Consider the following 13,686-nt stretch of genomic DNA (forward strand, 5'->3'; position numbering starts at 1 on the left):
TTCACGACACCCCCATCCGTGGGGGGTGAACGGCGCCGGCACGCCCCCCATACGTTCGATGGGGGCGCGTGCCGGCGCTTCGTCGTACCCCGACCGCGATGCCTCGCGGCCCGTCGGCCCGGCGACTACGCTGACGTCCACCGACGGGAAGGACGCGCCGCGCTATGCTCTTCGCTCATCTGGGATCGGAACCACGGATCCACCCTGACGCCGTGGTCGCGCCGACGGCGGTCATCAGCGGCGACGTGACCGTGGGTCGCGGCTGTCAGATCCTCCACGGGGCGGTCATCACCGCCGAGGGGACCCCCATCAACCTGGGGGAGAACACCATCGTCATGGAGAACGCCCTCGTGCGCGCCAGTTCGACGCACGCGGTGCACATCGGCTCGCACACGCTGATCGGTCCGATGGCGAGCATCGCGGGAGCTGACGTCGGGGAGGAGGTGTTCCTCGCGACGGGCACGCGGGTGTTCAACGGCGCCGAGATCGGTGCTGGCAGCGAAGTCCGGATCAATGCCGTCGTCCACGTGCGAACCGTCCTGCCTCCGGAGACGATCGTGCTGATCTCGTGGGTGGCGGTGGGCGATCCTCTTCGGATCCTGCCGCCGGATCGCCACGAGGAGATCTGGGCGGCGCAGAAGGAGCTGGACTTCCCGGGCTACGTGTTCGGTCTCGATCGCGAGACGCCCGACCTCATGGTGCAGCTCACCGAGCGATACGGTCGCAGCCTCGCCCGCCACGCCGCCGACCGCCGCCTCGACTGATCCGCCGCCTCGACTGATCCGCCGCCTCGATCGCGCCGGCGGCGCAGCGGTGCGTGGCGATTCCGCTCCGTCGTGCGGACTCGAGGCCCGTGAGACCCCGCGCGAGGCGCAGACCCGGGCGTGTCGGAGCCCGACTCCGCACGACGGTCGCCGTCACGCCGACGAGCCACCGCGAACACGACGGAGCGCCGGCCCCCGCGGGGGAGCCGGCGCTCGGGCAATCGGACGGATGCCGCTCAGCCGGTGTTCTGCAGTCCAGCTGCGACACCGCTGACCGAGAGCAGCAGCAGGCGCTGGTGCTCGGCATCCGGAGTCGGGTTCTCGGCGTCCGCGTCGCGAAGTGCGCGCAGGGCGCGGAGCTGCAGGAGCGACAGCGCGTCGACGTAGGGGCTGCGCATCTTCACCGCGCGCTGGAGGATGGGCTTGTTGCCGAGCAGGTCTCCGCCGGTGATGCGCTGGACCCAGGAGCGGGTGAGCAGCATCTCGTCCATCACGAGCTGGGCGAGGTCATCGCGATCGCCGAGGGCGAGATACCGGCGGGCGATGCGCTCATCGGCCTTCGCCAGGCTCATCGCGACGTTGTCGATCATTGTACGGAACAGCGGCCACTGCTCATAGGCGTCGCGCAGGCGCTGCTCGTCGCCGACCGCGTCGAGAGCGGTCCCCAGGCCGAACCAACCGGCGAGGTTGATGCGGGCCTGCGTCCACGAGAACACCCACGGGATAGCGCGGAGGTCTTCGAGCGACTCGACCGAGAGGCCCCGGCGAGCGGGTCGCGACCCGAGCGCGAGGTGCCCGAGCTCCTCCATCGGCGTGACCGTGGCGAACCACGGCGCGAAGCCCGGCGCCTTCACGAGCGCGAAGAACCGCTCGCGCGAGGCCACGTCCATCTTCTGCGCGACGTCGGCGAAGGCCTCGGCGGCCCCGCGGTTGCGGCGCTCGATCGAGGGAGAGGATGCCGTGAGCACCGCAGCCGCGACCTGGTCGATGTGGCGCATCGCGATGTCGGGGTCGCCGTAGCGGGCGAAGATGACCTCACCCTGCTCGGTGAGCTTGAAGCGCCCGTCGACGGAGTGCGGGGGCTGCGCGAGGATCGCGGAGTTGGCGGGTCCGCCGCCGCGTCCCAGTGCCCCGCCGCGACCGTGGAAGAGCGTGAGTTCGATGCGCTCGTTCTGCGCCCACGTGGAGATCTTCGCCTGGGCCTCGTACAGGGCGAGGTTGGCGGCGACGGGGCCGACGTCCTTCGACGAGTCCGAGTAGCCCAGCATCACCTCGAGGCGACGGCCCGTGGCATCCAGTCGGCTGACGAACGAGGGGTGGGTGACGATCTCGGCGAGGATGCCGGGAGCGGCCTGCAGGTCGGCGAACGTCTCGAACAGCGGGATGACGTCGAGGACCGGGAGGGTCTCACCGGGGCCCATCGCGTATGCGGCGAGCTCGTGCACGTTCGCGAGGTCTTCGGCCGACTGCGTGAACGACACGATGTAGCGGCCCGCGGCGCGAGGACCGAAGCGCTCCTGCACGTAGGCGACCGAGCGGAAGACCTCGAGCACCTCTTCGGTCTGCTCGCTGCGGGCACCGCCCGCGCGCAGCTCGTCGAGGACCTTGCGGTGCACGGCGGAGTGCTGACGCACCTCGAGCTCGGTGAGGTGGAAGCCGTAGGTCTCGACCTGCCACACCAGTCGCTGCAGCGCGCCATAGGCCTGGCGCGCGGCTCCCGCCGCGACCAGCGAATCCTGCACGGTGCGCAGGTCGGCGAGCAGGTGCTCCGGGTCGCGATAGGCGAGGTCGGCGTTACGCGTCCGCGTCGCAGCGATCTTGCGGGCCAGCAGCAGCAGGATCCGGCGGTGCGGCTCGTCGGGCGAGCGCTCCGCGATCTCGGCGGCCGCGTCTTCGTCGGCCGCGCGCAGGCGGTGCCACAGCGACAGCAGAGCGTCGCTGGGCGGCGTGGTCTCGGCATCCAGGGTCAATCCGCGACCCACGCGCTGCGTGGTGCGCTCGAGGCCGAGGAGCACGTGCTCGCTGGCGATCGCGGCGGCCTTGCGGGTGACGGATGCCGTGACGAACGGGTTGCCGTCGCGGTCGCCGCCGACCCACGATCCCACGCGCACGAAGGGCTTCACGATCGGGGCGCGGGCGCCGGCGTTCTCGCCCTGCAGGATATCGTCGATGCGGCGATAGACGCGCGGAACGGCCGTGTAGAGGGTCTCGTCGAAGACAGCCATGACCGATCGCACCTCGTCGACCGGTGACGGCTTCTCACGGCGCAGGGGGGCGGTGCGCCACAGGGTGTCGATCTCTTCGAGCATGCGGCGCTCGGCGCGTCGCGCGTTCGCGTCGTTGCCGGCGGCGTCGTCGTGCTCGGCGAGGAGCTCGGACAGGCGGCGGATGCTGGTGGAGATCGCGCGGCGGCGCGCCTCGGTCGGGTGAGCGGTGAAGACGGGGTGGAACCGCAGGGCCTGCAGGCGCGCGAGAGCCGTCTCTTCGCCGACCTCGCTGGAGAGGCGCTCGTAGGCCGCGGCGATGGTGTCGGGCGTGCCCGAGTGCGAGGGACGGTCGCCGCGCTCGCGCAGGACGCGCACGCGCTGGTGCTCCTCGACGAGGTTGACGAGGTGGAAGTACGCCGTGAACGCACGGGCGACCTCGTCGGCGCGCTCGATCGAGAAGCCGTCGGCGATGGCCGCAGCCCGCTCGAACGCCTCGGGCGTCTCGTCGGTGTAAGCCTGGATCGTCGCCGAGCGCAGGCGCTCGACGTCGTCGTACAGTCCTGGGGAGCCGCTCTCTTGAAGCACACGGCCGAGGAGCGATCCGAGCAGGCGCACGTCGGCGCGCATCTGCTCGGGGAGCTCCTGGCCCGCTTCGAAGCGGCCCACGAGGTCGATGGCCTCAGTCGGGGTCAGTTCACGCACACGCCCCAGATTATCGGCGTCGCGTGTCGTGCAGATGACGCGGGAGGCGTCCCGCCGTCCTCCGGTCCCGTGCGCAGGAATTTCTCCGGCGCGCAGGCAGGGCGCGGCGAGATTCGACCGGCCCTGCCGGAGCGGCGCGGAAAAGTCCTGCGTCGTGTATCCGGGCCGTCGCGGGGGCGTGGGGTGCCGCGCCGGGAGGAGGAGCGACGGTGGCGGGCTCCGCCTCCGAGGTGAGGCGGTGCGTCGACCGCGGCGGGGGAGGGCGGCATCCGGTGTCTTCTCGGACTCGCGAGGCGCGCGGTCGCCGAGGGGGGACCCGCTGTGTCGCATTCCCGGGACCGAGCCCGCGGGGGATACTCGGGACAGCGGCGCCGCCGCCGGGGAGGGAGACACCGTGACCGAGGACGCGTTGAGGGAAGCCGCCGAGACCATGCGCGTGGTGCGGGAGCGCTGCGTCTGGACCCAGCGGATCGACCATCGCGATCTCGTCCCCTACCTCGTGGAGGAGAGCGCCGAGGTGATCGACGCCGTCGAGGCGGGCACGCGCGCCGACCTCCGCGAGGAGCTCGGCGACCTGCTCTGGCAGGTGCTGTTCCACGCCGAGATCGCGGCCGGAGACCCCGACGACCCGTTCGACATCGACGACGTCGCGCGCGGGCTCACCGAGAAGATGGTGCGGCGGCATCCGCACGTGTTCGCGGGGGCCGTGGCATCCACCCCCGAAGAGGTGCTCGTGCACTGGAACGCCGCGAAGGCCGCCGAGAAGCGCGAGCGCACGAGCGTGCTCGACGGGGTCAGCGACCACATGCCCTCGCTCGCCCTCGCGCAGAAGGTGATCGGCAAGGCGGAGCAGGTCGGGGTGCGTGCGCCCACTCATCACCTCGCGGATCCCGAGTCCGAGGCCGAGTTGGGAGACGCCCTGCTGACGCTCGTGCAGTTCGCCCGCTCGCGGGGGTGGGACGCCGAGCGCGCCCTGCGCGAGCGCCTGCGCACCCTCGGCGCCGACGTGCGCGCCGCCGAGACCGCCGCCGGCTGAGCGCTCGGCCGGCTCCGCGAGATCACACGATCGGCGCGAGGTCGCACGTTGCGCCGCTGCCGTACCGCGTGATCTCGCGCCGAACGTGTGATCTCGCGCGGGGTGGGTGCACCCGCCGCGCGGGGGCGCCGGCCGATCCTGGAAGAATGGGGACGTGGCATCCGTGAACCCGCCGCGCGGCATGCGCGACTTCCTCCCCGCTGACAAGGCCCGTCGCGAGCGCGTGCTCGCCGTCATCCGCGAGCGCTACCGCGCGCACGGGTTCGACGAGATCGAGACCCCGGTCATGGAGGAGTACGGGCGCCTGCACGCCGGTCTCGGCGGCGACAACGAGAAGCTGTCGTTCAGCATCCTGAAGCGGGGGATGGATGCCGAGGGCATCCGCGCCGCCGCGGACGACCCGGCCGCCCTCGCCGACCTCGGCCTGCGCTACGACCTCACGGTTCCCCTCGCGCGTTTCTACGCCTCGAACCGGGCGCAGCTGCCCACGGTGTTCCGTGCGATCCAGATGGCGCCGGTCTGGCGGGCCGAGCGTCCGCAGAAGGGCCGGTACCGCCAGTTCCTGCAGTGCGACATCGACATCATCGGCGATGCGACCTCCCGCGCCGAGGCGGAGTTGATGATCGCGAGCCTCGACGTGCTCGACACGCTCGGGCTCGAGGGCGGGTCGATTCGGGTGAACGACCGCCGCGTGCTCGATGCCATGCTCGACGTGTTCGGCTTCGCGTCCGACGAGCGCCCGGGGGTGCTCATCACGATCGACAAGCTCGACAAGGTCGGCCCCTCGGGTGTCGTCGCCGAGCTGCGGGACCGCGGGGCGGATGCCGCGGCGGTCGACGCCCTCGCGGCGTACCTCGACCGGCCCGCCGCCACCCCCTCCTTCGACGACGCCGGCATCCGCGCGGCCCTGCCCGCCGGCATCCCGGACGAGGTCATCTCCCACCTCGTCGCGCTCGGCGAGACCGTCGCGGCCGCGCGCGGGGCGGACGCGCCGCTCGTGTTCGACCCCTTCCTCGTGCGCGGAATGGGGTACTACACCGGCACGATCTTCGAACTCGCCCACCCGAGCGTCGACTACTCGCTCGGCGGCGGCGGACGGTACGACGGCATGATCGGACGCTTCCTCGGCCAGCAGGTTCCGGCGGTCGGATTCTCGATCGGCTTCGAGCGCATCGTCGACCTTCTGCCCGACGCGGATGCCGACGGCGAGCGGTCGGTGGTGCTCGTGCACGATCGCGACGTGCGGCTGGACCGTCTCCTCGCGCTCAAGGCGGGACTCGTCGGCGAGGGCGCGCGTGTGCGCGTGGAGCAGCGGGCGAAGAACATGAAGGCGCTGCTGGAGCGCTCGGCGGCGGACGGGTACACCTCGTTCGCGTCGGTCGGAACCGACACCACGATCGACACCCTGGAGATCAAGCCGCTCCACTGAGGTCGATCCGTCCTCGCGCGCTCGGCGCTGCTTCGCCGGCGGCACGGTCGCGCGGGACGGACCCTCAGGCGGCGGTGCTGACGGCGGACTCGGCGGGGCTCTCGGCGGCGAGACGTTCCAGGCGCGCCGCGGTGGCGGCGTCACGCGGCGAGAACCACACCACGCGTGACCCGAGGCCCTCGTCGATCCAGAGGCTGGACATCTCGAGGTGCAGCTCGCCGACGCGGGCGTGCACGAGGTGCTTGGCCGCGTTGCGCTCCCCGCCCACGTCGCCCAGGCGCCAGAGGTCGCCGAAGCGCGGCGACATCGCCTCGAGCTCGCCGATGAAGCGCTGCCACGACGGCTCCTCGTGGTGGCGGCCGTAGGCCGCGCGCAGGCGGGCCGCGATCCGCCGCTGCGCGTGGTCGAGGTCGACGTGCGCGTGCTGCCAGGCGGAATCGGTGAACAGCAGCACGGCGCAGTTGCGTCGCTCGTCGGGCATCTCGTCGAGGTCGTCGAACAGGAAGCGGTACGAGCGGTTGTAGGCGCGGATGTCGAATCTCGAGGTCTGCACGGCGGCGGGGTAGGGAAGGAGCTTCTCGAGCAGGTCGAGGTGGGTCTGCCCGACGCACATGCGCGCGGCCCGGTCGGGCAACGGGAGATCGGCGAGGGCGAAGAGGTGGTCGCGCTCGTCGTCGCTGAGCAGCAGGGCCCGGGCGATCGCCGTGACGACCTGGGCCGATGCGGCGATCGGGCGTCCCTGTTCGAGCCACGTGTACCAGGTGAGTCCGACTCCGGCGAGCTGGGCGACCTCTTCGCGCCGCAGTCCCGCGACGCGGCGCCGGGTGCCGTCGGGAAGGCCCACGTCGGCGGGACGCAGTCGCGCGCGACGGCTGCGCAGGAAGCCCGCGAACTCCGCGCGGGTGTCGTCGGACCGGGTCATGGCATCCTCCTCCGGCGATCCTAGAGCGCACCGCGGCCTCCGCTCGCCGCGGAGGGAGTGCTCTCGGTACCAGGATGAAGGGGCTCCTGGTACCAGGATCGTCGTCCCCGGATGCTGGCACCATGACCACCTCCGCACACCCCGCGACCGGGAGCGCCCCGGTACCGATCCGCCCCGATGTCGCCGACGTCCCCACGTGGCGGTACGTGGGATTCCTGCTCGGGCCCGGGGCCGGCACGTTCGCCTTCAACGCCGTCACGGTGATCCTCCCGACGCTGCGCGAACGGTTCGGGGCGGGCGACGTCGCGCTCGAACTCGTCATCGCCGGCTACGGCATCCCGTTCGCGGTCCTGCTGATCCTGGGCGGTCGACTCGGGGACCGCTTCGGCCGGCACCGCCTGTACACGCTCGGGATGGGGCTCTTCCTGGTCTCGGCGATCGCGTGCGCCCTCGCCCCCTCGATCGAGACGCTCATCGCGGCGCGCGTCGTGCAGGGCGTCGGGGCGGCGCTGTGCACCCCGCAAGTGCTCGGCACCATCCAGGCCACCTCGCGGGGAGCCGCGCGCACCCGCGCCATCGCGGCGTTCGGAGCGAGCGGCGGGATCGGCGCCGCCGTCGGCCAGGTGGCGGGAGGGGCCCTCGCCGCGCTGTCGTTCGGACCGGTCGAAGGATGGCGGGCGGTGTTCGTCGTCGTCGCCCTGATCGCGGTGGGCGCCATCGCTTTCGCCCCGCTCGCGCCGCGCTCCCGCTCGCACGAGGTGGTGGCGATCGACCTCATCGGTACCGCGGCGCTCGCCGTCGGCATCCTCGCCGCCTCCGTCGCCCTCACCTTCGGGCCCGTGTGGAACTGGTCCTGGCCCGTCGCCGTGGCCCTGGTCGTCGCGGCGGTCGCCCTGATCGCGATGTGGCGGCACCAGAACGGGATCGAGCGTTCGGGACGCGTCCCGCTGCTCCCGCCGAGCGTTCTGCGCCTGCGCCCCCTGCAGCTCGGGCTGGTGGCCGCGGCGCTCTTCTTCGCGGGGTACTCGGCGCTGCTGTACGTCTTCCCGCGTGCCGTGGAGGCCGGCGGGCTGAGCTCCCTGCAGGCGGGCCTTGCCCTGCTGCCCTTCGCCGTCGTGTTCGCGGGCATGTCGCTCGCGGTGGCGCGCGTGCAGAGTCGACTCGGCGACGCGACGCTCGTGCTCGGCGTCTCGCTGCAGATCGTCGCGCTGCTGGGGATGGCGGCGACCCTGGGCCTCGCGTGGGGGAGCGGGATCGGGCTGTGGCTGCAGCCCGCGCTCATCGTGCTGGGGATCGGGCAGGCGCTGATCTTCTCGCCGCTCACGCAGCTCGTCGTGCGAGAGGTGCCGGTCGAGGCCGCGGGCCTGTCGGGCGGGATGTTCAGCACCGCGCAGCAGCTCGCGCTGTCGTTCGGCGTGATCGTCATCGGCGGCATCGTGACCTTCACGGGAGCAGCAGGCCGCGACGAACTCCTCGCCGGCCTCGCCCTCGACATCGGATTGGCCGTCGCCGTGCTCGTCCTCGCGGTGGTCCTGCGGGCGCGCAGTGCCCGCAGCGACAGGGTCTGAGGCGCGACGCCGGGTTCGCGGCATCCGGAGGACACAGGATGCCGGGAGGGCGCCGTCGCCGCGGCGTCACGGCACGTCCACCCGGCGTTCACCGCGGGCCGGTCTCATCGGAGCATGCGTCGTCCGGTCACCGTGACCTTCGCCTCCGCGCTCGCGCTCCTCGGCGCGGGAGCGATGGGGGCGCGGACCCTGCTCACCCGGCAGGCGGCCGTCGCGCGCCGCCGTATCGGCAAACCGCTCGGCGAGCAGGCGCTCGACGCCGACCGCGTGTGGCGGCGCAAGAAGCATCCGGGGCGGCCGGTCGATCTGCTGCTGCTGGGCGACTCGATCGCCGCGGGTCTGGGCGCGGGGCACCGCCGCGACACGCTCGGCGCGCGCCTGGCCAAGGGTGTCGCGCGCACGGCGGGACGCCCCGTGCGGCTGCGCACCGCCGCGGTGGTCGGATCGGAGACCTCCGCCCTCGCCGCGCAGCTCGAATCACTGCCCGCGGGGTACCGCGCCGACATCGCGGTGATCGTCGTCGGGGGCAACGACGTGACGCACCGCATCCCCGCCGCACGCGCCGCGGAGCAGCTCGCCGACGTCGTGCGCGCCCTCAGGGCGGACGGCATCCCGGTCGTGGTGGGCACCTGCCCCGACCTCGGCACGCTGCGGGCGATCCCGCAACCGCTCCGTGCGCTGGCCGCGCGCTCGTCCCGCCAGCTGGCCGCGGCGCAGGGGAGTGCGGTGCACCGCGCCGACGGCCGGGTCGTCGCTCTGGCCCGCGCGGTCGGGCCGGTGTTCGCGGAACGCCCGGACGAGATGTTCAGCGTCGACCGCTTCCACCCGAGCGCCCTCGGCTACCGCCGGACCGCCGAGGCCCTTCTGCCCGCGGTTCTCGCGGCGCTCGACGTGGACGCGGTCACGTCGCGGACCGAGCCGAACTCCTGAGATCTCGTCGCTTTTCGCGGTGACGCTCCCGGAATCGTGCGGCTCGCTTCAGGGAAGTCAGGAGTTCCGCTCGCGCTCGGCAGACCCATAGCCCGCGGTCGTACTCTTCCGCCACGCCTCCCATCGACTTCTTCCTCAGCACCTGGCGCGCCGATCCGATCGCCCTCGGCGCGATCTTCGTGGCATCCGTCGCCTATCTTCTCGGCGTGCGGCGCGTGCGACGCCGAGGGGAGCCCTGGCCGCTGCGCCGCACGATCGGCTTCTTCGCCCTCGGCCTGCTGCCCTACGCCGTGATCGAGCTCGGCTTCCTGGGGACCTTCTCGGCCGACCTGCGCTGGGCGTTCTCGACCCGGATCGCCCTGCTCATCTTCGCGGTACCCGCGGGCATCGCCGCGGGGCGCCCCCTCGATCTCGTCCCCGCGCGGGTGCGCGAGCGCGTCCTCGCGTCGCGCGTGACCCGGGTCTTCGGCAACGCGATGGTCGCCACCATCGTCATCGCCGCGGTGTTCTGCCTCTTCCTTACCCCGCTGGCCGGCATCCTGCGCGTCGATCCCGTCGTCGAGGCCTCGCTCGGCGTGATCGTCCCCCTCGTGGGACTCGCGATGGTGCTGCCGATGATGGCGTTGGGCGCCGTGCACACCGGGACCTTCATCGCGATCGAGTTCCTCCTCGCCTTCGTCGAGCTGCTCATCGACTCCGTGCCGGGGCTGCTCCTGCGCTTGAACGACTCCGTGCTGGATCTGATCCCGGATGCCGCCCAGGCGGCGGCCTGGTGGCCCTCGCCGCTGCACGACCAGCACCTCGCCGGCGACATGATCTGGTTCATCGCCGAGTTCGCCGACGTGCCGATCCTCGTCATCCTCATGATCCGATGGATGCGATCGGACCGCGTCGAGGCGAAGGGCTTCGACGACCTCTCCGACGAGGAGTACGACGAGATGACCCGCGCGCACCTGCGCGGCGAGCGTTGACCCGCCGGCGCCGGCCCGGCACTGTGGAAGAGTGCCCACCCACGATGACGTCGACGCCTTCCTGACCGACACCCTCGTCGGAGCCGACGCCGCCCTCGACGCCGCGCTGAGGGCGCAGCACGAGGCCGGCATGCCCGCCATCGAGGTCGCGCCGGTGAACGCGAAGTTCCTCCACCTGCTCGCGCGCATCGCCGGCGCTCGCCGCATCCTCGAGATCGGCACGCTTGCCGGGTACTCCACGATCTGGTTCGCCCGCGCGGTGGGCGAGGGCGGGCGCGTGGTCACCATCGAGGCCGAACCCGCCCACGCCGCCGTCGCGCGCGAGAACCTGGAGCGGGCAGGCGTCGCCGATCGCGTCGACATCCTGCTCGGACGCGGCACCGAGGTGCTGCCGACCCTCGACGGGGGCGCGCCCTTCGACCTCGTCTTCGTCGACGCCGACAAGGAGTCGAACGAGATCTACCTCGACTGGGCCGCGCGTCTCGGTCGCCCCGGCACGGTCGTCGTGCTCGACAACGTCGTGCGCGGGGGAGAGGTCGCCGATGCCGGGACCGCGGATGCCAAGGTGCAGGGCGCGCGCCGCGGCATCCTGATGCTCGGCGAGGATCCGCGTTTCGACGCCTCGGCGCTGCAGACGCTCGACCGCAAGGGGTGGGACGGGGTGGCCGTGGCGATCGTGACCGACGCGCCCGCCCCTGAGTCCGCCGACCCTCCGGACCGCGACGACGCCCGCGGGACGGCGTCGGCGGCATCCGTCCCCACGGTCGGCGGGCGGGGTCACTAGACTCGATGACGGACCGACGACGCTCCGCCCTCTTCCACCCAAGAACCAACGAGGAGTCCTTCGTGGCACTTATCGAGGCTGTCAACGCGCGCGAGATCCTGGATTCGCGCGGTAACCCGACCGTCGAGGTGGAGGTGCTCCTCGACGACGGAATCGTCCAGCGGGCGGCCGTCCCCTCCGGCGCGTCCACCGGCGCGTTCGAGGCCTACGAGCTGCGCGACGGTGACAAGAGCCGCTACGGCGGCAAGGGCGTGCTCAAGGCGGTCGCCGCGGTCGTCGACGAGCTCGGCCCCGCCATCGAGGGCGTCGAGGCCAGCGAGCAGCGCATCATCGACGAGATCCTCATCGAGACCGACGGCACCGACAACAAGTCGCGCACCGGTGCGAACGCGATCCTGGGCGTCTCGCTCGCCGTCGCGAAGGCCGCCGCCGACAGCGCCGACCTGCCCCTGTTCCGCTACCTCGGCGGCCCGAACGCGCACCTGCTGCCCGTTCCCCTGTTCAACGTCATCAACGGCGGCGAGCACGCCGACAACGGCATCGACTTCCAGGAGTTCTTCCTCGCCCCCATCGGCGCCGACACCTACGGCGAGTCGCTGCGATGGGGCACCGAGGTCTACCACGTCCTCAAGGGCGAGCTGAAGTCGGCCGGCTACAACACCGGTCTGGGCGACGAGGGCGGCTTCGCCCCCGACCTGCCCAGCAACCGCGAGGGCCTCGACTTCCTCATCCGCGCGATCGAGAAGGCCGGCTTCACCCCCGGCAAGGACATCGCCGTGGGCCTCGACGTCGCCGCCACCGAGTTCTACAAGGACGGCGTCTACACCGTCGAGGGCAAGGAGTGGAGCGTCGACACGCTCGTCGACTACTTCGCCGACCTCGTCGCGAACTTCCCGATCGTCACGATCGAGGACGCCCTCGCCGAGGACGACTGGGACGGCTGGAAGAAGCTGACGGATGCCATCGGTTCCAAGGTGCAGCTCGTCGGCGACGACCTGTTCGTCACCAACCCCAAGCGCCTGCAGCAGGGCATCGACCTCGGCGTCGCCAACTCGCTTCTCGTGAAGGTCAACCAGATCGGCACGCTGTCGGAGACGCTCGACGCGATCTCGCTGGCGACCCGCTCGGGCTACACCTCGATGCTGTCGCACCGCTCGGGCGAGACCGAGGACACCACGATCGCCGACCTCGCCGTCGCCGTCAACGCGGGTCAGATCAAGACCGGTGCCCCCGCGCGCAGCGAGCGCGTCGCGAAGTACAACCAGCTGCTCCGCATCGAGGAGGACCTCGGCGACGCCGCGGTCTTCGCGGGCCGCTCGGCGTTCCCCCGTTTCAAGGGCTGAGCGTCTGAGACACGAGGAGGGGGAGCCTGCGGGCTCCCCCTCCTCCGTCTTTCCCGGGCGCGGGCGGTTCCCCCGTCGACGCGGCGTGGCCCTCCCGGAACGCCGAGGTGCGCGACGTAGACTCGCCTCCGGTCCGGTGCCGGGTGCACCGGGCGGATGAGAGGGGCTGAACGTGGAACGACCGACACTGCCGCCCCGCTCGACGCCCTCCGCCCGTGCGGCGGCGACGTCGAAGCCCGCGACGTCGAAGCCCGCGAAGTCGGCGTCCGCGAAGCCGGCGTCCGCGAAGCCGGCGTCTGCGAAGGCGACGTCCGCGCGTCGGCAGGCTCCCGCGAAGGACTCGCGGTCGGCGCCTCGCGTGCCGCGGGCGAGCTCTCCCCGCGTCGACGTGCGCGAGTGGCTCGGCAAGGTGCGCGTGTCGGGCTTCGTGGTCATCATGCTGGGCCTCGTGGTGCTCGGCACCTTCGTCCTCGTTCCGACCGTGGGCACCTACATGGATCAGCGCCAGCAGATCCAGGCGCTGCGCAACGCCGTCGCCCTGAGCCAGTCGGAGGTCGCCGACCTGCAGACGCAGCGCGAGAGATGGTCCGACCCGGCCTACATCCGCACCCAGGCACGCGAGCGGCTCGGGTACACGTTCCCCGGCGAGGTCGTCTACCTCATCGACAACGACCTCCCCGCGTCGGCGACCCCGCAGGAGCAGGCCGACGTCAGCGGCGACGTGGGACAGACCCGCACCGACTGGATGGCGCAGCTCGTGCGATCGGTCGCCGCCTCGGGGGCCGCTCAGGTGGCCGTTCCCTCGCTCGAGATCGGCGTCCCCGATCCGGCACCCTCGGCGACGCCGGCCGGCTGACACGGGAGCCCGACCGGATGCCGTCCGCCCGGCGACGGGCACGCGACGTCGTCGTTCGCCGGTCCTCCGGCGCGCGGCGCTCCACGGCGTCGAGCCGCGCGCGCTCGAGCCGATCGCGCGGCGCGCGGCATCCCTCGCCCGCCCGGGGCGATGATCCGCCCGCTCCGTCCGGCG

Annotated in this window: 11 protein-coding genes; 9 read left to right on the plus strand and 2 right to left on the minus strand. The window is 72.2% G+C overall.

Annotated features, from left to right (window positions below; genetic code table 11):
• Positions 1-164 precede the first annotated feature (164 nt).
• Complete coding sequence (locus tag FB047_RS00005) at positions 165-764, plus strand: gamma carbonic anhydrase family protein (protein ID WP_136585223.1); 600 nt, start codon at positions 165-167, stop codon at positions 762-764.
• 236 nt (positions 765-1,000) lie between these two features.
• Here the strand turns inward: FB047_RS00005 and FB047_RS00010 are convergent, their stop codons facing one another.
• Complete coding sequence (locus tag FB047_RS00010) at positions 1,001-3,673, minus strand: phosphoenolpyruvate carboxylase (protein ID WP_136585224.1); 2,673 nt, start codon at positions 3,671-3,673, stop codon at positions 1,001-1,003.
• A 430-nt stretch (positions 3,674-4,103) separates the two neighbouring features.
• Here FB047_RS00010 and FB047_RS00015 point away from each other — a divergent pair, with 430 nt between their 5' ends.
• Positions 4,104-4,709: a nucleoside triphosphate pyrophosphohydrolase gene (locus FB047_RS00015; protein WP_136585819.1), complete on the plus strand. Its 606-nt coding sequence runs from the start codon at positions 4,104-4,106 to the stop codon at positions 4,707-4,709.
• A gap of 181 nt (positions 4,710-4,890) precedes the next feature.
• A complete protein-coding gene (gene hisS / locus FB047_RS00020) occupies positions 4,891-6,138 on the plus strand; it encodes a histidine--tRNA ligase (protein ID WP_240752542.1) in 1,248 nt (415 codons plus the stop codon).
• Between the two features lie 64 nt (positions 6,139-6,202).
• On the opposite strand, the gene FB047_RS00025 is transcribed toward hisS, so the two are convergent.
• Positions 6,203-7,060, minus strand: a complete 858-nt coding sequence (locus tag FB047_RS00025; protein WP_136585226.1) for a helix-turn-helix transcriptional regulator — start codon at positions 7,058-7,060, stop codon at positions 6,203-6,205.
• 122 nt (positions 7,061-7,182) lie between these two features.
• On the opposite strand from FB047_RS00025, the gene FB047_RS00030 reads away from it, so the two are divergent.
• From FB047_RS00030 to FB047_RS17130, 6 genes are all read left to right on the plus strand, one after another.
• A complete protein-coding gene (locus FB047_RS00030; protein WP_136585227.1) occupies positions 7,183-8,628 on the plus strand; it encodes an MFS transporter in 1,446 nt (481 codons plus the stop codon).
• A 114-nt stretch (positions 8,629-8,742) separates the two neighbouring features.
• On the plus strand, positions 8,743-9,558 hold the full coding sequence (locus FB047_RS00035) for an SGNH/GDSL hydrolase family protein (RefSeq protein WP_136585228.1): 816 nt from the start codon (positions 8,743-8,745) through the stop codon (positions 9,556-9,558).
• 179 nt (positions 9,559-9,737) lie between these two features.
• Positions 9,738-10,529 (plus strand): cytochrome c oxidase assembly protein, encoded by a 792-nt coding sequence (locus tag FB047_RS00040; protein WP_167494105.1) that lies wholly within the window; start codon positions 9,738-9,740, stop codon positions 10,527-10,529.
• A gap of 31 nt (positions 10,530-10,560) precedes the next feature.
• Complete coding sequence (locus FB047_RS00045; protein ID WP_136585230.1) at positions 10,561-11,313, plus strand: O-methyltransferase; 753 nt, start codon at positions 10,561-10,563, stop codon at positions 11,311-11,313.
• 62 nt (positions 11,314-11,375) lie between these two features.
• Complete coding sequence (gene eno / locus FB047_RS00050) at positions 11,376-12,656, plus strand: phosphopyruvate hydratase (protein WP_058624329.1); 1,281 nt, start codon at positions 11,376-11,378, stop codon at positions 12,654-12,656.
• A 172-nt stretch (positions 12,657-12,828) separates the two neighbouring features.
• On the plus strand, positions 12,829-13,512 hold the full coding sequence (locus FB047_RS17130; protein ID WP_240752376.1) for an FtsB family cell division protein: 684 nt from the start codon (positions 12,829-12,831) through the stop codon (positions 13,510-13,512).
• Positions 13,513-13,686: the final 174 nt, after the last annotated feature.

Source organism: Microbacterium hydrothermale (genome assembly GCF_004854025.1).
Classification (GTDB): Bacteria; Actinomycetota; Actinomycetes; order Actinomycetales; family Microbacteriaceae; genus Microbacterium; species Microbacterium hydrothermale.